The 22,103-nt window shown below is 50.0% G+C and carries 24 protein-coding genes, 1 tRNA gene and 1 pseudogene; 19 read left to right on the top strand and 7 right to left on the bottom strand.

What is annotated here, in order from left to right; all coding sequences use genetic code 11:
- Positions 1-11 precede the first annotated feature (11 nt).
- Together HMPREF9412_RS02155 and HMPREF9412_RS02150 are read left to right on the top strand one after the other, a co-directional pair.
- A complete protein-coding gene (locus tag HMPREF9412_RS02155; RefSeq protein ID WP_009589580.1) occupies positions 12-2,747 on the top strand; it encodes an alpha-mannosidase in 2,736 nt (911 codons plus the stop codon).
- Positions 2,748-2,882: 135 nt separating this feature from the next.
- A complete protein-coding gene (locus tag HMPREF9412_RS02150) occupies positions 2,883-4,799 on the top strand; it encodes a beta-N-acetylhexosaminidase (protein ID WP_009589599.1) in 1,917 nt (638 codons plus the stop codon).
- A 67-nt stretch (positions 4,800-4,866) separates the two neighbouring features.
- Here the strand turns inward: HMPREF9412_RS02150 and HMPREF9412_RS32750 are convergent, their stop codons facing one another.
- Positions 4,867-5,028 carry a hypothetical protein gene (locus HMPREF9412_RS32750; protein ID WP_009589685.1) on the bottom strand — a complete coding sequence of 54 codons (162 nt, stop codon included), beginning with the start codon at positions 5,026-5,028 and terminating at the stop codon, positions 4,867-4,869.
- Between the two features lie 88 nt (positions 5,029-5,116).
- Here HMPREF9412_RS32750 and HMPREF9412_RS02145 point away from each other — a divergent pair, with 88 nt between their 5' ends.
- Complete coding sequence (locus tag HMPREF9412_RS02145) at positions 5,117-5,500, top strand: VOC family protein (RefSeq protein ID WP_009589646.1); 384 nt, start codon at positions 5,117-5,119, stop codon at positions 5,498-5,500.
- 60 nt (positions 5,501-5,560) lie between these two features.
- On the opposite strand, the gene HMPREF9412_RS02140 is transcribed toward HMPREF9412_RS02145, so the two are convergent.
- Positions 5,561-5,935 carry a L,D-transpeptidase gene (locus HMPREF9412_RS02140; protein WP_302621985.1) on the bottom strand — a complete coding sequence of 125 codons (375 nt, stop codon included), beginning with the start codon at positions 5,933-5,935 and terminating at the stop codon, positions 5,561-5,563.
- A gap of 437 nt (positions 5,936-6,372) precedes the next feature.
- Here HMPREF9412_RS02140 and HMPREF9412_RS02135 point away from each other — a divergent pair, with 437 nt between their 5' ends.
- From HMPREF9412_RS02135 to HMPREF9412_RS02095, 10 genes and pseudogenes are all read left to right on the top strand, one after another.
- Positions 6,373-6,999 (top strand): TetR family transcriptional regulator, encoded by a 627-nt coding sequence (locus HMPREF9412_RS02135; protein ID WP_009589663.1) that lies wholly within the window; start codon positions 6,373-6,375, stop codon positions 6,997-6,999.
- Positions 7,000-7,021: 22 nt separating this feature from the next.
- Positions 7,022-7,562: pseudogene (locus tag HMPREF9412_RS02130) on the top strand (GNAT family N-acetyltransferase).
- A gap of 64 nt (positions 7,563-7,626) precedes the next feature.
- Positions 7,627-8,412: an ABC transporter ATP-binding protein gene (locus HMPREF9412_RS02125; protein WP_009589665.1), complete on the top strand. Its 786-nt coding sequence runs from the start codon at positions 7,627-7,629 to the stop codon at positions 8,410-8,412.
- Between the two features lies 1 nt (position 8,413).
- On the top strand, positions 8,414-10,045 hold the full coding sequence (locus tag HMPREF9412_RS02120) for a hypothetical protein (protein WP_009589623.1): 1,632 nt from the start codon (positions 8,414-8,416) through the stop codon (positions 10,043-10,045).
- Between the two features lie 781 nt (positions 10,046-10,826).
- On the top strand, positions 10,827-11,504 hold the full coding sequence (locus tag HMPREF9412_RS02115; RefSeq protein WP_009589614.1) for a hypothetical protein: 678 nt from the start codon (positions 10,827-10,829) through the stop codon (positions 11,502-11,504).
- Entirely contained in the window at positions 11,446-11,988 is a 543-nt protein-coding gene (locus HMPREF9412_RS02110) for an accessory gene regulator ArgB-like protein (protein ID WP_050802775.1), read from the top strand. Before HMPREF9412_RS02115 ends, HMPREF9412_RS02110 begins: the two co-directional genes overlap by 59 nt.
- Positions 11,972-12,112 (top strand): cyclic lactone autoinducer peptide, encoded by a 141-nt coding sequence (locus HMPREF9412_RS31900; RefSeq protein ID WP_009589655.1) that lies wholly within the window; start codon positions 11,972-11,974, stop codon positions 12,110-12,112. Before HMPREF9412_RS02110 ends, HMPREF9412_RS31900 begins: the two co-directional genes overlap by 17 nt.
- Before the next feature lie 285 nt (positions 12,113-12,397).
- A complete protein-coding gene (locus tag HMPREF9412_RS02105; protein WP_009589586.1) occupies positions 12,398-12,604 on the top strand; it encodes a hypothetical protein in 207 nt (68 codons plus the stop codon).
- Complete coding sequence (locus HMPREF9412_RS02100) at positions 12,594-12,857, top strand: hypothetical protein (protein WP_009589570.1); 264 nt, start codon at positions 12,594-12,596, stop codon at positions 12,855-12,857. Before HMPREF9412_RS02105 ends, HMPREF9412_RS02100 begins: the two co-directional genes overlap by 11 nt.
- A gap of 19 nt (positions 12,858-12,876) precedes the next feature.
- Positions 12,877-13,290, top strand: a complete 414-nt coding sequence (locus HMPREF9412_RS02095; protein WP_009589587.1) for a hypothetical protein — start codon at positions 12,877-12,879, stop codon at positions 13,288-13,290.
- A 144-nt stretch (positions 13,291-13,434) separates the two neighbouring features.
- On the opposite strand, the gene HMPREF9412_RS02090 is transcribed toward HMPREF9412_RS02095, so the two are convergent.
- Positions 13,435-13,507 (bottom strand) — tRNA-Val (locus HMPREF9412_RS02090).
- A 135-nt stretch (positions 13,508-13,642) separates the two neighbouring features.
- On the opposite strand from HMPREF9412_RS02090, the gene HMPREF9412_RS02085 reads away from it, so the two are divergent.
- A complete protein-coding gene (locus tag HMPREF9412_RS02085; RefSeq protein ID WP_009589568.1) occupies positions 13,643-13,906 on the top strand; it encodes a hypothetical protein in 264 nt (87 codons plus the stop codon).
- Positions 13,907-14,260: 354 nt separating this feature from the next.
- A complete protein-coding gene (locus tag HMPREF9412_RS02080; RefSeq protein ID WP_009589627.1) occupies positions 14,261-14,704 on the top strand; it encodes a GNAT family N-acetyltransferase in 444 nt (147 codons plus the stop codon).
- 108 nt (positions 14,705-14,812) lie between these two features.
- Here the strand turns inward: HMPREF9412_RS02080 and HMPREF9412_RS02075 are convergent, their stop codons facing one another.
- Together HMPREF9412_RS02075 and HMPREF9412_RS02070 are read right to left on the bottom strand one after the other, a co-directional pair.
- A complete protein-coding gene (locus HMPREF9412_RS02075; protein ID WP_009589625.1) occupies positions 14,813-15,046 on the bottom strand; it encodes a DUF3892 domain-containing protein in 234 nt (77 codons plus the stop codon).
- Between the two features lie 66 nt (positions 15,047-15,112).
- Positions 15,113-15,850, bottom strand: a complete 738-nt coding sequence (locus tag HMPREF9412_RS02070; protein WP_009589688.1) for an MBL fold metallo-hydrolase — start codon at positions 15,848-15,850, stop codon at positions 15,113-15,115.
- A 251-nt stretch (positions 15,851-16,101) separates the two neighbouring features.
- Between HMPREF9412_RS02070 and HMPREF9412_RS02065 the strand changes: the two genes are divergently transcribed.
- Together HMPREF9412_RS02065 and HMPREF9412_RS02060 are read left to right on the top strand one after the other, a co-directional pair.
- On the top strand, positions 16,102-16,656 hold the full coding sequence (locus HMPREF9412_RS02065; RefSeq protein ID WP_015734300.1) for a copper amine oxidase: 555 nt from the start codon (positions 16,102-16,104) through the stop codon (positions 16,654-16,656).
- A 94-nt stretch (positions 16,657-16,750) separates the two neighbouring features.
- Positions 16,751-17,074 (top strand): DUF1292 domain-containing protein, encoded by a 324-nt coding sequence (locus HMPREF9412_RS02060; protein ID WP_009589641.1) that lies wholly within the window; start codon positions 16,751-16,753, stop codon positions 17,072-17,074.
- Between the two features lie 60 nt (positions 17,075-17,134).
- Here the strand turns inward: HMPREF9412_RS02060 and HMPREF9412_RS02055 are convergent, their stop codons facing one another.
- Together HMPREF9412_RS02055 and HMPREF9412_RS02050 are read right to left on the bottom strand one after the other, a co-directional pair.
- A complete protein-coding gene (locus HMPREF9412_RS02055; RefSeq protein ID WP_009589629.1) occupies positions 17,135-18,610 on the bottom strand; it encodes an aminotransferase class I/II-fold pyridoxal phosphate-dependent enzyme in 1,476 nt (491 codons plus the stop codon).
- Between the two features lie 374 nt (positions 18,611-18,984).
- Positions 18,985-19,608, bottom strand: coding sequence for a DUF1054 domain-containing protein (locus HMPREF9412_RS02050; protein WP_009589608.1), 624 nt, complete (start codon positions 19,606-19,608; stop codon positions 18,985-18,987).
- 267 nt (positions 19,609-19,875) lie between these two features.
- On the opposite strand from HMPREF9412_RS02050, the gene HMPREF9412_RS02045 reads away from it, so the two are divergent.
- Positions 19,876-20,472, top strand: coding sequence for a hypothetical protein (locus HMPREF9412_RS02045; protein WP_009589606.1), 597 nt, complete (start codon positions 19,876-19,878; stop codon positions 20,470-20,472).
- A 192-nt stretch (positions 20,473-20,664) separates the two neighbouring features.
- A complete protein-coding gene (gndA, locus tag HMPREF9412_RS02040) occupies positions 20,665-22,074 on the top strand; it encodes an NADP-dependent phosphogluconate dehydrogenase (RefSeq protein ID WP_175320731.1) in 1,410 nt (469 codons plus the stop codon).
- The last annotated feature ends 29 nt before the right edge of the window (positions 22,075-22,103 follow it).

The raw sequence follows: 22,103 nt of genomic DNA, 5'->3' as shown, positions 1-22,103 counted from the left end.
ACTAAGTAGAGATGGACCAATCCAGAAAGGCACATATCATTTCTCATACTCACTGGGACCGCGAGTGGTATTTGCCGTACGAAAAGCACCATGTGCGGTTAATCGAGCTGATGGACAGCTTGCTTGAGACGATGGAAAAGGACTCGGAATACCGCAGCTTTTTCCTTGATGGCCAGACGATTATTATCGAAGATTATTTACAAGTAAGACCTGAGAAAAAAGAACAGCTGGAGAAGCTGATCACGGACGGCCGCATCATCATCGGTCCTTGGTACATCCTGCAGGATGCGTACCTGACGAGCAGCGAAGCCAACGTGAGAAATATGCAGATCGGGCACCAGGATGCGAAGCGGTACGGGACGGTTGCCAAAATCGGGTATTTCCCGGATACGTTTGGACTTACGGGCCAAATCCCGCAGCTGATGCTCCAGTCCGGCATCGATAACGCCTTCTTCGGACGGGGCGTGAAGCCGACGGGCTTTAACAATACCGTCTCCGACAGCGGCTATGAATCTTCGTTCTCCGAGCTGATGTGGGAAGGTCCGGACGGCTCCAAGGTGCTGGGCATCCTGTTTGCCAACTGGTACAGCAACGGCAACGAGGTACCCGTGGATGAAGCCGAGGCGAAGGCGTTCTGGGACCGCAAGCTGGCGGATGCCGAGAAGTACGCTTCCACGCCTGAGCTGCTGTACATGAACGGTTGCGATCATCAGCCGATTCAGACCGATCTTCCGGAAGGCATTCGTACAGCGAAGAAGCTGTATCCGGATACGGAGTTTATCCACTCCAATTTCGACGATTACCTGAAAGCGGTCCGCGAGAAGCTGCCGCAGGATCTTTCCTCCGTCAAAGGAGAGCTCCGCAGCCAGCGCACCGATGGATGGGGAACGCTCGTGAACACCGCTTCGGCGCGCGTATACCTGAAGCAGATGAACCAGCGCGGCCAGACTCTGCTGGAAAAAGTGGCCGAGCCGCTGGCATCCTACGCCAGCCTGCTTGGCAAGGAGTATCCGCATCATCTGTTCACCTATGCGTGGAAGACGCTGATGCAGAATCATCCGCATGACAGCATCTGCGGCTGCAGCGTGGACGAAGTTCACCGCGAGATGGTCACCCGCTTCGAGAAAAGCGCCCACGTGGCGGAAAATATCGTGGACGACAGCGTGCGCGTCATCGCGGATGCGGTGGACACAACCGCATTCGAGCAATGGGGCACCGATCCGCTGCCGCTGGTCGTATTCAATACGACCGGATGGGAACGCAGCGGTACGGTCAGCATCGAGCTGGACGCGAAACGCCTCTATTTCCGGGAAGGCTATTCGCTTGAGGAAACCAGCCGCCGGATGAAGGAAGTCGACTTGTCCGGCCGCGTGCTGGTTAACGCTCAAGGTCAAGCCGTGCCTTGCACCGTAGAGGACCTGGGACTTCAGTTCGGGTACGATCTGCCGGACGACCGTTTCCGCCAGCCGTACATGTGCCGCCGCGTGAGACTGACTTTCGAGGCAAGCGACATTCCTGCCATGGGCTTGACTGCCTATGCTTGGGTGAAGAGCGAAGTGAAGCCTGCCGAGACGGGATCTCTGATCAGCCAGTCGAACGTGTTGGAAAATGACCTGATCAAGGTCGAAATCCAAGCGGACGGTTCCTTCTCCCTGACGGATAAAAAGAACGGACAAGTATACCGCGATCTGGGCGTTTATGAAAATACCGGAGACATCGGTAACGAATATATGTACAAACAGCCGGACGGTGAAGTTCCATTGACAACCAAAGGACTGACCGCCGAAATTACGGTTCTGGAAGACACGCCTTACCGGGCATCCGTTGAAATCGTTCATAACTGGTCCATTCCGGCTATGGCGGACAGTAAGCTGGATGAAGAGCAGCATGAGCTTGTGTATTATCCGAACCGCAAAGCGCAAAGATCGAGCGAGATGGTGCCGATGCGCATACGTACCGTGGTCAGCTTGAACCGCAGCGGCAAAGGCGTGGAGATCGAAGCCACGTTGGATAATCAGGCGAAGGATCATCGGGTGCGTGCTTTGTTCCCGACCGATTTGGAGGCATCTTCCCATTACGTGGATTCCATGTTCGAAGTGGCGAAACGGGATAATGACCCGGCTGCCGAATGGGAGAACCCGAGCTACACGGCTCATCAACAGGCTTTCGTAGACATTTCGGCGGCTGCGGCAGGACTGACGGTGGCCAACCAGGGCTTAAACGAGTACGAAGTCCTGCGGGACGGTCGGAATACGATTGCCGTTACGCTGCTTCGCTCCGTAGGCGAGCTCGGCGATTGGGGTTACTTCCCGACGCCTGAAGCCCAGTGCATCGGCGTTCATACGGTACGTATGGAGGTCATTCCGCATCAGGGCGACGGCATCGCTTCCGGCGCTTATGCCGAGGCTTACCAGTTCCAGATTCCATGGACGGCTGCCCAGACCGGCGTTCATACCGGACAGGTGGCTTCCACCTCCGCGCCGCTGGCATGGAGCCGCGAAGAGCTTGCATTCTCTTCCCTGAAAGTGAATCCGAACACTGGGGACTTGATGCTGCGCTGGTTTAATTTGGCAGGCACAGATGCTGAGCTCGCGCTGACATCTTCCCTGCCGTCCCAGGGCGTGTACAAGAGCAATATCCTGGAGGAAGAGGGAGCGGTTCAAAGCTTTGACAATCATGGAAGCTTTACGCTGCCGGTGAAACCTTATGAGATCTTGACGCTGGGCGTTAAAGTTTCGGCCGAGTAAGTTTCGATCAAATATACGCCGGGCATGGTGATCCATCCCGGCTAGCAAAAGCCCGATTCCGAAATGACAGGGATCGGGCTTTGCTGTCTTGCAATGTGATAGGCATCATCTCAAAAACGGAATGGAGGTATGGAGATGAAGATTTATTTTGATAACCTGCCGGAGAAGCTGCTTGAAGGGGTTGGCGAGCTCTCGGACATATTGGATATCCGCATTACGGAGGGAGAGGGCCTAAAGATTCGGGTCATACAGGCTCCAGGACCGATCCAGTTATCATTAAAGGATGGGCAGGGGACGATCCGATACCAGGAGAAGATTCATTTTTTTCGTGCTTTAGGGGTGTTTCTGGAGCAGGCGAGGGAGCGTGACCGGTTCGAGTTGACCGAGGAGCCCAGGTTTGACTTCAACGGCACGATGCTTGACGTTTCGCGCAATGGCGTGCTTAAGGTTCCGGTGATCAAGCAGTTTATCCGCTATATGGCTTTGATGGGGCTGAACGGGCTGATGATGTATACCGAGGATACGTACGAGGTGAAAGAGCAGCCGTATTTCGGTTATATGCGCGGCCGGTACACGGCTTCGGAAATGAGGGAATGCGACGATTACGCGGACCTGTTCGGCATCGAGATGATTCCGTGCATCCAGACCTTGGGGCATCTGCAGCAAGCGCTGAAATGGGGCTATGCCGCGGATATGAAGGATCATGCGGATATTTTGCTCGCAGGTGAGCCCAAGACGTATGCTTTCATCGAACAGATGATCACCGCCGCATCCCGGATGTTCCGTTCCAAGCGGATTCACATCGGGATGGACGAGGCGTTTCAGGTCGGCCTTGGCAAGTATTTAAAATTGAACGGGGTCCAGGACCGGTTTCAGATTATGAATGACCATGTCAGCCGGGTGCTTGCCATTACCGAGCGTCTCGGACTCCGGCCGATGATCTGGAGCGACATGTATTTTAATTTGCTGGCCAACGATTATCAAGGTTCGCTGTACAATCTGGATGCGGATTTTTCCGACGACAATATGAGCCGCATTCCCCAAGGCGTCCAATTCGTATATTGGGATTACGGACGCAGGGATGAAGAGGGGTATGAGCGGCTGTATGATAAGCATATGAAGCTGGGCTCCAAGCCGATTTTTGCTGGCGGCATTCATATGTGGAACAGCATCAGTCCGAACAACGGCAAGACCTGGATGACCAGCCATCCTGCCCTGCGCGCCGCCAAAACGAAAGGGATCCGCGAAGTCATCGCCACCGCCTGGGGGGATAACGGAAACGAAACCAATCACCTGGTCATCCTGGCGGGCCTCCAGCTGTTTGCCGAGCATGGGTACGGAGACGGTATCAGCGACGAGCTTCTGGCAAGAAGGCTCGCGGCTTGCACGGGCATCGATTTGTTCGGATCGCTGAACGCGCTGAAATATATGGATGAGGTTCCCGGCGTGTCGGAGGGAAATCACTGGATGGCCAATCCCTCGAAGTATTTGTTGTGGCAGGATCCTTTGCTGGGACTGCTGGACAAGCATGTGGAGGGGGAAGCGGATTCCGTGCTGCCTGGACATTACGCCGAGCTGGAGCAGAGATGGCGGGACTGCAAGGAACAGTACCCGGCACCGTTTAACCGCCTTTATGATTTCTATGAAAAATTGGCCTCGGTCCTCGTTATCAAGAGCACCCTGGGCGTTACGTTGAAAAGGCTCTACGACACGGGCAACAAAGGCCGGCTTGCTGAGCTTGCTTCCGCGGCGGATTCTCCGTTAAACCAGCTGAAGCGGCGCATCGAGACATTGCGTTTATCCCACAGGGCGCTTTGGATGAGCACGTATAAGCCATTTGGCTGGGAAGTGCTGGATCTCCGCTACGGCGGGCTTCTCGCGCGAATCTCCTCTACGCAGGACCGCCTTTCGGATTATGTGGGAGGCGTAGTCGAGGAAATCGAGGAATTGGAAGCCGACCGGATGCTCTTCGACCTGAATGGTCTAACCGACAGACCGCTTGAGGTTAACGTAACCTATCAGGCGGCCGTGACGGCGTCGAGCTTCATCTAATGAAAAAGCTGCTCTTCCAAGGTCACTGTAGACGCGTGGAGGGCAGCCTTTTTTCTAAGGGGCTTGGTTATGGCATCTCCCCTTGTGTTTGTTCTTTCTCGTAGGCAATCAGCGTGATCTCTTTGCCCGTCAGCTCGGCAATTTTGGTTTCGGCGTCTTCAATTGCCTTCAAAGTGCCTTCATTTCCGTTGAGCGCAGCGATTTTGTATTCATTCGAATGGATATCCATGGTGAACTCCCCCCTTGGCTGGTTAATTCATGTTATATAATGATAAGGTATCCTTTACAATACAGTTACATACCTGGGGGTGGGATTCATGATTCAATTTGAAGGACTGCACCATGTGAGCTTGGCGGTGCGCGACTTGGAGAAGGCGAAGTTTTTTTACTCGGACGTTCTCAAGTTTCGGGAGCTGCCGCGCCCGCCGTTTGATTCGAAAGGGGTATGGTATGCCGTCGGGAACCAGCAGCTCCATCTGCTGGAGCATCCCATCAGCGATACGCTGCGGGAACGGGGCATCGATACAACGGACGGACATTTCTCGATCTGGGTGAAGAGCTACCGCGAAACCAAGGAATGGCTGGACCGGATGAACGTCGAGTATGTAGCCAAACCCGACAGCGTAGCGGGCTTCGCCCAGATATTCGTGCTCGATCCGGACCGCAACATTATTGAATTCGGAGCCGAGTACGGCTCGTAAAACGTTAAACCTAAAAAAGCCAAACACTTGTGCAGTGTTTGGCTTTTTCATGGTCGCGCCTTATTTTTGGATGAGGACGGGGGTGTTCATTTTTACTTTGTCGTAGAGCCATCGCACGTCCTTGTTGTGCATCCGGATACAACCCGCGGATACGTACTTTCCGATCAAATTCGCGTTGTTGTTGCCGTGGATGGCATAAGCGTAACTGGTTCGGCCGTTCACTTTCACATTAATGCCGAGCCAGCGGTCCCCAAGCGGGTTGCGCGGATCTCCTCCCTTGATGCCTTCCTTGTAGTACGGTCTGTTCTTCACTTTTTCGTGGATTTTGAACAGTCCTTCCGGCGTATAGGAGGGTTTTTTGCCGGTGGCCACGGGGAATGTTTTTATGACCTTGCCTTTTTCGTAATACGTCAGCTTGTTGGTGGATTTGTCAATGACGATAAACTGTGCGTACTTGGTGTACTTACTGTCCAGCTTCTGTCCTGCTGCCGCGCCTTGGGTAACGGAGGGGAGAAAGAATACGAGCAGTAAGGCGAAGACCAGTATGCGGCCGATGCCCTTAATGATGTCCGATCACCTCTTTTCGTTCTCCCCCATATATATGCGGGGATTCGCGAATGTTGACGGAAATGTGCAGCTGCCGGAAAATAGAACAAGTTGTTTTCAAAGATCAAGCGACAGGGGCATTATGGGACATTCCATCTAAAAAATGATAGTGTCATGGCTGCGCTCAACTTGTCCTTTTAAAGGGCTTTGCTGTAAGGGATCAGCGTAAATTACTGGATGGTATTTGAAAACGACATGAATGTCGTTTATAATATGGTGTGAAAAACGACACCAGTGTCAGTTTAAGGTCGAGGGTGGGGAGGATTATGTGTCCAAGGGTCAGCGACGAATACAAGCAGCAAAAAAAGCTTGAAATCTTGAGAGCAGCCAGGCGCGTCTTTATTAGGAAGGGCTATACCCGCACCGTGATGCAGGACATCATGGAGGAAGCCGGCATGTCCCGCGGCGCCGTGTACGCGTATTTTGGCAATGTGGAGCATGTTTTTCTGGAGGTTCTGCGTTATGACGATCAGGAGGCGCTCCGTTTTTTTGAACCGGATTCGCCACATTCGATGTGGAAGCAAATGTTGGACTGGATCAAGAAACAGCAGGAGGACATCTCGCTGATCCATCACTCGCTTGTACTCGCCAGGGCGGAATACTTCCTGTCTTCCTCTTATGATCATGCGAAGCAAGGAGATCCCTATATTACCGAGCGCTATCAGATTACGGTTGAGGCTCTGTGCGGGGTCATCCGGAAGGGGCAGGAGCAAGGGGAGTTTCGGCCGCGTCTGGAACCGGAAGCCATCGCACGGTACATGATCTCGTTTCTCAACGGACTCATGCTGGATACCTTCCAGCTTGGGGCTGGGGTGACTTGCGTGCCGGAGCAGCTGGAGTCTTTCCTCTACTCTCTCGGCGAAATGCTAAATCCGATAACCATTGAATCATGATGACAGAAAGGGGCTCATAGCAATGCTGTTTGATTCTGCTAGATTGTCTTGTCGAAAAATGACCATGGATGACGCGGAGCTGTATCATACCTGGCGAAATGACCTGGAAGTGATGCAATCAACCAGTCCCAGCTTGGATACTTACCAAATGGAGGAGACCAAGGACTTCGTTCAGCATGTGATCCTCGGCACTCCGTCCTCGAAGAGCTATCTGATCCAGGCGAAGGAATCAGGTCAACCGATCGGCATCATGTCGTTGGTCGGCATCGATTTCAAGAATCGCAATGCGGAGTGCATCATCGACATCGGCGATAAAAATTATTGGGGCAGGGGGATACGGCTCGGAAGCGATGGAGCTGCTGCTGGATTATTCCTTTTTGGAGCTGAATCTGCACCGGGTAAGCCTGCGGGTGTTCTCCTTTAACCATAAAGCGATCAAGCTGTATGAAAAAATCGGCTTCGTCCACGAAGGCAGCTCCAGACAGAGCTTGTACCGGAACGGTGCCTGGCATGACATTGTGCACATGGGGCTTTTGCGGAGCGAGTATACCGCCAACGGTTGATTTTCCCGCGCTTCCATAATAAGGTAGGTATGAGACGACAAAAGAGGGAATGGGAGAATCAATCATGTCCGAAAATGAAGTGTTATCGATTGAAGACCTGCGCATGAAATATGATAACCGTTATGTATTGAACGGGATCGATCTGAAGGTCAACCGCGGCGAGATGATAGGATATATCGGTCCGAACGGGGCGGGAAAGAGCACGACGGTTAAAATTATGCTTGGGCTGGTTGAAGGGTATACGGGAACGGTCCGCATATTCGGCCAGGATATTTCCGACGGGAATATCGATTATAAACGGAGAATCGGGTATGTGCCCGAGGTGGCGGAATTATACGATCAGTTAACGGCCGCGGAATATCTGACTTTTATTGGCGAATTGTACGGACTTACATACGATGCTGCGGATTATAAGGCCAAACATTTGATGGACTGCTTTGACTTGGAAAAGGCTTACCATGCTCGGATCGCCACATTTTCAAAAGGAATGCGGCAAAAGGTGCTGCTCATCTCGAGTCTCCTGCATGATCCGGATCTCTTGTTCCTTGATGAGCCCTTAAGCGGGCTGGATGCAAACAGCGTGATGGTGGTCAAGGAGGTGCTGGCGCAGCTGTCGGCACAGGGCAAGACGATTTTTTATTCCTCGCATATCATGGACGTCGTCGAGAAAATCAGCAGCCGGATCGTTCTGCTCGCAGACAGCCGGGTGGTGGCGGACGGAACGTTCAAAGAGCTGCAGCAGCATTCCCATGAAGGGTCGCTGGAAGAGGTGTTCAATCAGCTGACGGGCTTCAATGACCATGCCAGCATCGCGGAGCGGTTCGTATCGATCGTTCGGGAGGGGAGCTGATATGGCGGGCCCGGAAGTTTCATTTCGAATGCTGAAGCTGCTGGATCGGTTTCAAGGGGTTATCTCGAGAATGGGCGTCGACTATGAAACACTGCGGCGGATCCTGCATGTCAAGCTGCTGATGGACTCGAGGCGGGCATCCGTCATATTATCTTCAAACAGCCGGAAGGCTGAAGAGCAGGACAAAAACCTGTTTGTCAGTTCCCTCTGGCTGTATGGCTTAATCGGGCTTGTCCTGACGCCGTTTGTGTTCTGGAGCGATCCGGAATATCTGATGCCGATGAGCATCCTGTCCGCCATCCTCATGTTCCTGATCATGACCTCCATGATTTCGGATTTCTCATCCGTGCTTTTGGATGTGCGCGACCGCAGCATTCTGATGACGAAACCGATCGACGGCCGCACGGTCGGCGTGGCCAGATCGATTCATGCCGGCATTTATTTGCTGCTGCTGACCGGAGCGCTATCGGCTGCTTCACTTGCCGTGGGGCTGTTTAAGCATGGCGTGCTGTTCTTTCTGATCTGCATCCTTGAGCTTATTCTCATGAATATGCTCATACTGGTGGGCACCTCCATGATTTATCTGGTGCTGCTGAAATATTGGGACGGAGAGAAACTGAAGGATCTGATCAATTATGTACAGATTGGGCTTTCCGCCACGCTGGCCATCGGCTATCAGTTCGTGATCCGTTCGTTTGATCTGATTGATTTCAATTTGGTATTTACGCCGGCCTGGTGGCAGGTTCTGCTTCCGCCCGTATGGTTTGCGGCTCCATTTGAATGGATGTTCGGCGAGGGGAGCGGGTGGCTGATTGTCCTCTCCTTACTGGCCGTGCTCGTTCCGATTCTGCTCATGGTGGTGTACCTTCGTTATATTCCATCCTTCGAGCAGTATCTGGAAAAGCTGGCGCACAGCGAAGCGGGAAAAGGGCGGGAACGCGGTCGGTTTGACAGGTTTTTGGCCAAAATCGTATGCCGGTCCCGCACGGAACAGGCATGTTTCCGCTTATCTGCCAGCATGCTGAAGAACGAGAGAGAATTCAAGCTGAAGGTGTATCCTACGCTCGGCTTGTCCGTTCTGCTGCCCTACCTGTTCTTTTTCTCCACGATCCGTAATTCCTCCCTGGCGGAAATCGGCAGGGGATCGTCGTACTATGTGCTGCATGTCATGCTCATCATGATTGTAACCGTCGTAATGATGTTGAAATTCTCCGGCAAACCCAAGGCCTTCTGGCTGTTCGGGGCGGCTCCGATGCCAAGCATGAGTCCCTTATATCAAGGAGCTTTAAAGGCTTTTGCCATAAAAATGTTCCTGCCGTTGTTCACTGTGAATGCGATCGTATTCCTGATCATATTCGGTATTCGGATCCTCCCGGACGTTCTCATCATCCTTCTTACCGGCTTGGTGCTGATTCCTGTGTCGGCCAAGGTAATGCTGCGCCATCCGCCGTTCTCTCAAGCCTTTAATATGGCTCAGCAAAAAGACGGCTGGTGGGTGCTGCTGTTCATTATCGTTGTCGGCGGGCTATGCGGCTTGCACTATTTTAGCAGTACGGTTACCTACGGTATATCGGCCTATATCGTCGCGCTGCTTGCTGCCAATGGTTTGGCTTGGACCAGGCTGTATAAGTGACTCCTTTACTCATACACAAAAACATTCCGTCTAACAAGGCTCATCCATTTGAAGGGTTGGGGACAAGAATGGAAAATAGGGAGGGGCATCCGGCGGATGCCTCTTCTTGGAATACAGATTAGTTAATCCTATCTTAATTTCTAATCGCGTAAGGTTTATGTCAGAAATAAATAAATACTGTCTTTCCTAAATAGTTGAACAGGAACGTAGGTTCGTATATAATAGAGTTATAGCTAGTTATCTCCTTTTATTAACTCTACACTTCATAGATCCATGATGGATTCCCCCACATATGTATTTAATTACCTGTTGTTATGGCTACATGGCCTTATATAATCGACATAGATGATGATGTCAGGATATTACGCATCGTGCGACACGAGTTTATTCTGGCTTAGTCATGTTCATAAGGTCGTGGATTCTTGATCATTGATGCTCGTTTTTTGTTTTGCGGATTGAACGTTGCAGTGGTTTGCTTCGTCTTTGGCGTTATAAGCTCCGGGCCGTTGTGCTTGGTAATTGTATACAAGCCGGAGCTATTGACGCCGTTCGATGTTATTGCATTTTTCATCAGAGCTTCCAGGCATATAAGAAATGGCAGGCGCCATCGGAATTGACCTCAAGAACATGCATCATTCAGGGACGACTCGATAGAAACTGAGGGGCTGAAGATATACGTTTCTTATGGACGTTATAATCATTCAGCGCAATCAGGATGAATCGGGAAGTGGCGTTGTACACATTAAACCATTTCTTTACGGTGTAGGGAGGAAATCTTTGAATGGAAGCTATTTGGTTTATGGTGTTTTCGACTTTTGAAACACTGGCGATTTATTCACTGATCATGACATTGCTTAGATTTAAAACAACGGAGTACATATGGCAGGCCCTGCTGGTTATGATCCTTGCCAATCTACAGAGTTACATCATGCGGAATGAACTCTCGCTCGATTTTCTTGCCCCGCTTATTACGGTAATGATTTTTGTGTTCTTGTTCTCGGCCATCATTAAAATCCCTGTCATTTGGTCGGCGATTTGCACCATTATAGGCTACATGTTCTACGCGTTGATTCAAACCGCCTATTTGACAACGGTGTTCGGATCGATCGATGCCATTCAGACCGATCCTGCCAAAGGTTACATTCTTCAAGTTCTGTCAGGAGCGACGGGACTGCTGATATCCTGGTTGATGTACAGGTTCGGTATCGGGTTTAAGTACGACCTGGAGAAGCTGCGCATTAAATTTGAACATATTCTGTTAATCGCTTTAATTATCGTAGTGCTGATATTAATTGCCATTCTGTTTTACCTCAACCGCCTGTGGCTGCATCTTCTCTTCTTTGGAATCACATTTGGAATCTTCTTGTATTATGCCATCAATACAGAGGAGCGGGAGTCTTATGATCATAGAAGGACTGTCAGAGCGGATAGCGGAGAGGATCAAACGTCAGGTTCCTGATCATCCGTCCTCCGTTCCTGTTTTGAAACACGCGCTCGCCATTCTATTCAACGTGATGTTCATTGTCGTATTCACGCTGCTGATTTCGATCTTCTCGGGTAACGTGAGAGAGGCGGTCATAGCCTTGACGGGCTTCGCCGTACTGAGGCAATTCTCGGGAGGGTATCACCTTAAGACGGGGGCCGGCTGTATTGCATTCACGACAGCACTGTTCACCTTGGTGACTTTTGTTGATATGGGGAATGCAGCTGTGCTCGTTATGAATGCACTTAGTCTGTTGCTGGTTATGCTGTTTGCTCCCAGCCGTATCGAGAGACAATCCCGGATACCGAGCAAGCATTACTCTAAACTCCGCTTGATTAGCTGCTTCATCGTGTTGTTCAATTTTGTCCTTCAGTCCCCAACATTGGCTGTCATATTTTTAATCCAGGCTATAAGTTTATTACGCTGGAAAGGAGGACAAGCTCATGTTATGGATCCATAAGATTCGTCATCGTTTTTTTTCGTTCATCGCATCTGCACTGACGTTGGTAGCCGTATTTGTCGTTAATACTGCAAGTCCCGTATTTGTGTACAGCGGAGAGACGCCGGAAGAACTTTTGAAGTAAATCTTGATCCAATTGTTACGGGGACTGGGGTACTCCAAATTTGTGGTAGGTTCATGGTTGTTGAATGAGATATGGGTCGTAGTAGCCGGTGCCTGTTGGCGCCGGTTTTTATTATGACTAAGGAAGCTGCAGCTGAGTCCATAACGGTCGGTTCCATCGATGCCCCAATGATTGCGAGTTTTTTAGTAATGGATGCCAAGCCAATTAGGGTAAAATTGACATTGATAAAAGAACGGGTGTTCGCATATAATACAAACAAACGTTCTTATCAGAGGTGGGTGCATCATGTTTGAGAAATACCTGGAGCAAACCGTAGAAATCATATACGAAGACCGTAAGGGCAACATTACCCAGCGCAAAATACAGATACACAGCATTAAGGATCAGCGGATTCGGGCAACGTGCCTGGAGACGGGAAAGCCTCGGGTATTCAATGAAAACAATATCCTGTCCTGGAGGCCCCAGAAAGGAAGAGGTTCGCATGCTTCCTGATCTGGAACGAAAACTGCTCCGAATTTTGATCAACTATCCGGCGCATCGCAGCCGTGTCCCGACCTTGCGGTTACTTAAGTATCTAACGGGACGTAAACCGAACGAGATTATGGAGGGCATAGCTTCATTGGAGGAACAAGGCTATATTATGTTTAAGAACAAGCGGGAATTGCAGAGCCTGATTGTGCTGGAGGAAGAGGCACAGCCCGTTCAAAGAGTGGAAAGAGCTGCGGATTACTGGACGACACATTGAGTCGGCAGGAGGTATAGAAATGCCTGTGCTTAGAGATTGCACGGATGAGGGGACACGAGCCGAATTTCATTTTATATCCCGTATCCCTGGAAAGTACGAAGGATGCCAAATCAACTTTAAATTTTATGATTCCAACCGATTCATCTATGATTTGAATTTCGGTTGGACGAATCTAACGATTCATAATTATATTACAGTAACTACGGAATTTCCGTTGGACACACTGAATGGATTCAAATTAGATGGATTATATATGTCATTCGAAAAACATCTTTATCAATTAAGCTGGAAAAGAAGCCAATCGGAAGGTATTTATGAGTTGGGCTTTTTTGGGTCTGATCAAGACTTCACGCTTACGGCTGATATAGACTCTGTCAGAAAGTTTGGTTCTCAATTTAAGTTGGAATGGGATCAAGCACCGATATTCGATTGATTTTTTGCGTCTTAGGGAAGGGCAAAATTGTGGGTACTTGGCCCTCTTTAGTTTCCCCCAATTCGTCCCCAAAAGGTGAAACTCGCAAAGGTAGTCAAAAGCATAAAAAGAAAGGAGCCCTTGCTACGCAAGGGCTCCTTGTGATGATCTGTAGTGGGCTCGAACCACTGACCCCTACCCTGTCAAGATAGTGCTCTCCCAGCTGAGCTAACAGATCATGAAATATTTAAAAAGGTAATTCATATATTACCAGCAGACAAGGCGGCTGTCAATGGTTTTCTCGTTATAAAATATCACGTTCCGGTTCAGACTAAATACAGCATGAATTTGCCAATGAAGGAGCGTGAATGGCATGACAGGTGGAATATCCCATCGTTTCAAGCGAGCGGGACTGGTGCTCTCGTTATTGGCGGTATCTATTGTGGGCGGCGGCTGCAGTGTCCCGGAAAGAACATCGGTGCAATTGGAGCCGCTGCATGCCCCTGCAGCGCCCGTGATGCTGGATGTGTACGGGCGTTCCGTGGATCAGGACGTATATTCCAAGCAGGGAAGCGGGGTGCTGGAGCCAGTATCCCCGATGGATGCGGAGGACACGTTAAGGGATCTCCATCCATAAAGAGCTCCAGGACGGCTTTGTGCTTAAAGCGGCGCCAACCATTATGATGATCTCTGCACGAACAGTGAGCAGAACAAACCGCCGGCTGGCAGGCTGGCGGTTTGTCGTAAGTCGGCCGATGCTATTCCTCATCCCATTTGCGGGAATAACCTTTTTTGATCGTCCAGAAGGTGGGATAGATGATCAGGGCAGCAATGACCACAGCCCAAAATATCGTGGCTCCCATGCTCATAAAGGCAATGCTCCTTTCATGAAGACGTTAGCTTCTACTACTATACAGGAAAACGAATATTTTGTATAATATCTCGACCTGCGATATCACGAGGAATTGATTCTACATAAAGAGGTGTTGAAATGGCAGCAGAAATCATCAATGTATCAACGGAAGAGCAGTTGCAGCAGGCGCTGGATATCCGAAAGGATGTGTTTGTCCTAGAACAGAAGGTGCCGATCGATTTGGAGATCGATGCTTACGACCGCCTGGAATCGGATGCACACCATGTCTTGATCAAGTCGGAGGGGCAGTACGCCGCAACCGGGCGTATTACCTATTACAATAAGGATTCCGCCAAAATGCAGCGGATCGCGGTGCGGAAGCCGTTCCGTTCCAAAGGGATTGGCCGTGTGCTGATGATGGCGCTGGAAGCGCAGGCTCGTGAACTAAAGCTGCAATATTCCGTGCTCGATGCACAGGTGCAGGCAGAGGCTTTTTACCGCAAGCTGGGGTATGAGACGATTTCGGACGAGCCGTTTGATGATGCAGGCATTCCCCATGTTCGCATGAAAAAGGAATTGTAAGGCCGCAAACCAAGCCAAATCCAAATAAGATGCCGGTTATTAACGCATCGTCCCCCAAAAAAAAAGGAAAGACCTCGAGCATCGCCTCGAGGTCTTTTTGCGCATAAATTAGAACGTCGGCAAATTGTCCAGGTTGTTGCTGGGATCGCCATCCGCATTGGAACGAAGATGTTCGTCTCCATCACGTCCACGGAATACGTTCAGGTTCTTGATTTCCTTATTCTTGGCCATCTGTTGGGCCGTCTTGTAATCCACGACGCTGCCGTTATCCAGCTTAAGTTCGATGATGTCGCCATCACCATTTTTACGTACGCCTACAACTTCTTGTTGTTCTTGATCCATATGAATCGCCTCCCGGCCTTATTATTCCCGGGAACCCTCGTAAACTATGCATTGACGCATATTGAACTACAATTCGTATACCCGCTGCTGCTCCACGAATTCCATGTTTCCGGTCTTGCCGATGAAAGCTTCGACCTCATCGCTGTAATGCATCAGATAGGTACGCTCCTGAATTTCTTGAGGCAGGCTGAGCAGTTCATCGAGTGTCGTATGCACCTCGCCCGGACCCTGCAGCTGGCATTCATGCAGAATCACTTCGCAATCCCGTTCATTTACCAATTGCTTCAGCAGGATGGGGTCGAATACCATGTCCGCGCTGTAAAAAATCCGATCGTTCAAATAAAGCGAATAGCTGTCTTTGCCCGGAATATGCTGCGTATGAATCAGCTCCACCGAGATTCCGGATGAAATAGCGGCCTTCACGCCCGGTTTCAAAGGATGCACGTCAAATACATCCTGAAGGGAAGAGATATGCCCGTGCTGATATAATCCGCCCTTGAGTGTATGTTCCCATATCGGTTCCACCAGCGCGTCAGCAATATAGAGCGGAAGTTTGCGATTGTATTTCATCTTCATAATAAACGCAAGCTCCTCCAACCCGCCAACATGGTCGGCATGGATATGCGTAATGAGCACGGCGTCCACATCGTTAAACGTTTTGTTCATCTGATGCAGCGCCAACGGTGCAGTGATTCCGCAGTCGATGAGCAGCGTGAAATTTCCGTCATGTATCAGTGCGTTATTGTTATAGTAGTTCTTGGCAAACGCACTGCCGGTGCCAAGCATTTGCAATGTCAGTGTCAATGGATGAAACCTCCTGATGAAATGATGTATAGTCCAAGTATGCTTATGTGTATTTTAACGAATTTCTTGTGTCTTTACACGGAGTATATGCTTGAAACGGAGCCGTAATGCTGCAAAAATCGTGATAAGATCAAGCCTTGAACCACGAGAAAAAAATTTTACCACAAAGTGCAAAATTGTCCGCAACTTGTTTTTTGACATGTAGTATACACATATAACAACAAGAAGAGCCAATGGAGGGAACGTATGAAATGAAGTGGAAAAAAGTGATGGCATGTATGCTAGTGCTCTCTTTAATGGGTGGCAGCACCCTTTTGTTTGCGGATTCCGTCAATGAACGTGTTCGTGTTTGGCTGAACGGACGCGAATTGAAGGATGGCGGGTATTTGATTGATGGCAAAACCTATGTGCCGGTCCGGGAATTTGACGGGGCTGTGGACTGGAATTCGGCGAATGGACAAGTCCAGGTCGTCAAGCCGAATGTGCATATTTTTCTCTTCAAAGGAGATACTGTATTCGGCAACGTAAACAAAGGCAAGCTGAAATTCAATGTATTTAGCCAGGTAGACAGCTTAAACAACAATATTCATGCCGTGAAAGTAGCGATTGAGGATCCTTCGGGCAATATCAAGGACATCCAGTCCCAGGAAGTGAAGGACCGCAAGGATAACTTCTGGTTCCGAACCTATGATTTCACGTACGATTTCAAAACGGCCGGAAAATACTCGGTAGGCTTTTATGTAAAAGTCAAATCGGATGACGGTTTTGTGAAGGTTGCGGAGAAAGTGATTACCGCCCTAAATTGATGGGTCCATAGCTGCTTGGCAAAAATTGACCTGAAGAAGCTATCCGTGATACGATACGAAAGTATGATAATTTAACCGAAGTGAGGTTTTTTCAATGAGCGAACACAAACATGAACACGGAGATGCTTGCGGCTGCGGTCATGACCATGACCACGACCACGAACATGAAGAGTTTGTGCTGACATTGACGGATGAAGAAGGAAAAGAAGTAGAGATGGTTCTCGTGGAGACATTTGATGTCGGCGAGAAGCTTTACGCGCTTTTGCTTGAACGCGAGAATCCGGAAGCGGACGGCGTCATTCTACGTATGGAAGAAGAGAACGAGGAAATGGTTCTTTACAATATTGAGGACGAAGACGAATGGAATGAAGTAGAGGCGGTTTACAACGAACTGGTCGCTGCTGCAAACCAGGAGTAACACTCCCTAACGAAAAACCCGGTGCGAACCACTCGCACCGGGTTTTTTGTAGTTGCTGCCTTAGAATATAGGATCCGTTTCCACGATAACTTTCACGTTCTGAATGCTGCGGTCCTCAGGACCTTTGACAGGAAGGCCGACATCGACATGATCGGTAATGTAATCGATGTTTTCCTGGGAAATAACTTCGCCCGGAAGCAAGATCGGAATCCCCGGCGGGTAGACATAGATGAATTCGGCAATAATGCGTCCGGCCGATTCCTTGAACGGCACGACCTCCGTATCCCCATAAAACGCATCGCGGGGAATGAGCGACAGCTGCGGAATTTCCGGCGTTTTCACGACCAGCTCATTAATTTCATTCACGTGCATGTACTGGTCCGAAAGCTCGCGGAGCGCCGTCAGCAAAATATCGATCGTCTCCCGGTTGTCCCCCGGTGTAATGAGGCACAAAATGTTGTACATATCGCTGAGCTCCACTTCAATATTGTAGTGGTCCCGCAGCCAGTTCTCGGTTTCATATCCCGTGATGCCAAGATGGCGTACATGAACCGTCAGCTTGGTCGGATCATAGGAGTGCGTTGCTTCTCCGCCCAGTATTTCCTTCCCGAAGCAGTACAGGCCTTCGATTTTATTGACTTCGTTTCGTGCATATTGCGCCAATTCAATCGTCCTTGCAGCCATTTCCCGTCCATGCAGCGCCAGGCTCCGGCGAGAAGTATCCAGCGATGCCAGCAGGATGTAGGAGGTCGACGTTGTGGTCAGCATACTGATGATGGTCTGCACGCGGTAAGGATTGATGTATCCGTTCTTGGTGTTCACGTTCAGCACGGAGCTTTGGGTCATCGATCCGCCGAGTTTATGAACGCTGGTGGCAGCCATATCGGCACCGGCTTCCATCGCCGACATCGGAAGTTCTTCATGAAAATGGATCAGAACCCCGTGTGCTTCGTCCACAAGCACGGGAACGTTGTAGCTGTGGGCCAAATCGACGATTTCCTTCAGGTTGGCGCTCACCCCGAAGTATGTCGGATTGATGACCAGTACGGCCTTGACGTCAGGGTGACGCTTTAGCGCTTTCCGTACGGAGCTGATCGTGATCCCGTGATCGATCCCCACATTGGAATCCTGGGCAGGCGATACGAACACAGGCTTGGCACCGGTAAAGATGATGGCGGAAAGCACGGATTTATGAACGTTGCGCGGTACGATGATTTTATCGCCGGGCGAGCATACCGACATGATCATGGTCATGATCGCTCCGCTTGTCCCTTGGACACTGAAGTAAGTGTGGTCGGCACCGAATGCGTCGGCGGCCAGCTTCTGGGCTTCTTCAATGACGCCTGTAGGCTGATGCAAATCATCCAGCGGCGCAATATTGATCAAATCTATAGAAAAGGCGTTATCCCCTATAAATTCCCTGAATTCGGCATCGGTGCCGAGGCCCTTCTTATGTCCCGGAATGTGAAATTGCACGGGGTTTTTGGCCGCGTGTTCTTTAAGCGCGGTGAAGAGCGGTGTACGACTGTGGTCCATGGACGTTGTCACAACCTTTCCTTATGTTTATTTTCTTATGGTTTGTCGATTTCTGTTTTTATATAAACAAAATTGAGTATAGCAAAATAGGGGGGGAATGCAAGAAGAATGACCGGCTTTTTTTGCACGGCCCGGCAGCGCTTCATACTTTAGACATATAAAGGCGGAGGGATATGTTCTTCATCGTTCCTTCATTAAAATATCATCCATAAGATAAACGTCTATCGACGTACTTTCTCAGAAGACAGACCGCGGTTAAAGGAAGTTTTTCTTGCGATTATAGAATTGTTCAGCTTCGCTGAAAATTTATAAATTCTATAATCTTAAAAAAGAGCTGCATCCGCAGCCCATTTTCGTAAATATCTCACGCCAGTTTAAAACGCCATTTTATAAAGCGGCAGCAGCGTCTCAAACGTCTCCTGCACTTTTTGCACCAGCTCGTCCCCTTCAAGCTTGACGGCTTCCTCGCGCGGAATGCGCAGTCCGCACATGACCTCAGCCTTTTTCACCTGTTTCAGCTTCTCAATGAGGCGAACGAAATCCTCCTCGCTCATGTCCTGGTGAGGGGTGCCGGCCGGATTCATATGATCCATGGACCAATAGAAATGTTTAGGCAGCGCCTTCGCTGTTTTCTTCAGCTTGGCTTCCAGGTTGCCGGCAAATACGGTTTTGTTGGGGCTTTCGTAAATAATCGCGAAGATAACAAACAGATGGGTTCCGAACATGCCCACCTCAAAATGAGGCAGCGCTTTGTAGCCCCGTTTGCTGGCAGCCCATGCGACCCAGGTGTCAATAGGGGGATTAACGGTTCGTCTGGCATGCTTGGCCACATGCACGAACATCTCTTCCCCGACCAGCGCGGACACATAGGGGGCAAGCTCGGCCCCCAGCGTCTCAAGCTTGGGTCTTACCCGTTCAATGAGAACCTCCATACGGGCTTCGAGCCCTGGAACGGAGAATACGTCGAAATCCTGATCTTTAAATCCGGTAACCGTCATGAATGTGATGGCCTCCCTGTTGTTTATGATGAACACTTACTAAACTCGGCTTTTGGATAACCCATTATACCATAAGGCGAGTGGACGTCAGGCATGACCCAGGAAAGTTTCACCGTATTTTCATGCGGGTTAAAAATAGTCAATAAACCAAGTTACCGTTACATAAGATGGAGTATAAGATATAGATAAGACAACATCAAAAGCAGCCATGGGGGAAATCTTCACCGTCGTTTTTCAGATCGGTAGTAAACCGGAGGAGGGAGTGCCGTGAATAAGAGCGAGGAAGTGGAGTATTGCAACCTGGAGCTCCGGTTTGATCGCCGGCATATCCAGGACCTAATCAAGGAATTGATCCAGGAAGGATATTCGCTTTACTGGAGCGAGAATGATACGCAGTTTGTCATTTCGATCCGAACCGGACGCAAGCTGGTAAAGCTGCGGTTTCAACGGACAGGAAGCGGTTTTAAGCTGGTAGGCGATTATATGATCCGCGATCCCAAGCTTGCGGAATGGATGGAGAAATTGATCGAGAATACCCGTGGCCACGCTGTCGTCAAACGTTTCAAGGACCGGCAGATATTGATCGAGAATATTTTGTTTGGCGAGGTTATAAGGCTGGTGGAAATATCCGGTTACCGGCAGCGGGTGCTGTTTCAGAAGGGGACGCCGATGACGGAGCAGGAAATGGTGCGGTTGTTCGAATCGGATGAGGGGGAACAGCGGCTCCTTCTATCCAGGCTGGAAACCGATGATGAGCTTGAGAAGCTCCATGCCGCCCTGCAAGAGGGGAATCAGGACAAAATCGCGGCCTGCAAGCAAAGACTCCGCGAGCTTTCCTTGGAGCTGATGAGGCTGGAGTGGTAATTCACTTCATCGAACGATACAAGAGTAAAGCACGAACAACACTCCGAAACCGAAGGGGTGTTTTCGCGCGTGTTCTCATTTTGTGACAGGGGTTCACTTGTCAAATGAAAAACGTTAATATAAGATTATTGCAAATCATCTCGTAGGGATGGGTTGTTTAAAAATATATTGGAGCAAAGGATGGAGAACCAGATGTCAAAACAACAAATCGGTGTGATTGGCCTTGCTGTAATGGGAAAAAACCTGGCCCTGAACATCGAAAGCAAAGGCTTCACCGTTTCCGTATATAACCGCTCTCCGCAAAAAACGGAAGATATGCTGAAGGAAACCGAAGGCAAGCAAGTGAAAGGAACGTTCTCGATCGAAGAATTCGTGGATTCCCTTGAAACTCCTCGCAAAATCCTGATCATGGTACAGGCAGGACAAGCTACGGACGCTACGATTGAACAGCTGATTCCGCATTTGGACCAAGGCGATATCATCATCGATGGCGGTAACGCTTATTTCCCTGATACGCAGCGCCGCAGCAAAGAGTTGGCTGAAAAAGGCTTTAACTTTATCGGTGCAGGCGTTTCCGGCGGCGAAGAAGGCGCATTGAAAGGCCCATCGATCATGCCTGGCGGACAAGAAAGTGCTTATAAGCTGGTTGAGCCTATTCTGACGGCCATTTCCGCGAAGGTTAACGAAGAGCCTTGCTGTACATATATCGGACCGGACGGTGCCGGCCATTATGTAAAAATGGTTCACAACGGTATCGAATACGGCGATATGCAGCTCATTTGCGAAGCGTATCAATTGCTGAAAGACGTACTCGGCCTCGATGCGAAGGATCTTCACGGAATCTTCACGGAGTGGAACCAAGGCGAGCTCGACAGCTACCTGATCGAGATCACGGCTGACATTTTCTCCAAATACGACGAAGAAACCGGCAAGCCAATGGTTGACGTCATCCTGGATACGGCGGGTCAAAAAGGAACAGGCAAATGGACAAGCCAAAGCTCCCTGGATCTGGGCGTGCCGCTTTCCATGATCACCGAATCCGTATTCTCCCGTTTCCTCTCCGCGATGAAAGAAGAGCGCGTTGCGGCAAGCAAAATCCTGAATGGTCCAAAAACGGCTGCATTTGACGGCGACAAAGCCGAGTTCATCGAAAATGTGCGCAAAGCGCTGTTTGCGAGCAAGATCGTATCCTACGCTCAAGGCTTCGCACAGCTTCGCGTAGCATCCGATGAATACGGCTGGAACCTGCAATACGGCAACCTCGCTAAAATCTGGCGCGGCGGCTGCATTATCCGTTCCCGCTTCCTGCAGAACATCACCGATGCGTATGAGAACAATCCGGAGCTTAAGAACCTGCTGCTGGATCCGTTCTTTACCGATATAATCGAATCCTATCAAGATGCATGGCGTAAAGTTGTAGCTTCCGCGGTATCCTTGGGTATTCCGGTGCCTGGATTCTCCAGTGCGCTTGCATACTACGACAGCTACCGTACGGCGAACCTGCCAGCGAACCTGCTGCAGGCTCAGCGCGACTACTTCGGAGCGCACACCTTTAAACGCGTTGACAAAGAAGGAACCTTCCACTACAACTGGATGGAGTAATCCTGCTTTTTTATCAGCAGCGTGAATTC

The sequence above is a fragment of the Paenibacillus sp. HGF5 genome (assembly GCF_000204455.1).
GTDB lineage: Bacteria > Bacillota > Bacilli > Paenibacillales > Paenibacillaceae > Paenibacillus_AQ > Paenibacillus_AQ lautus_A.
The sequence above is the reverse complement of the archived record's forward strand: the minus strand, read 5'-3'. Positions and strand labels throughout refer to the sequence as shown.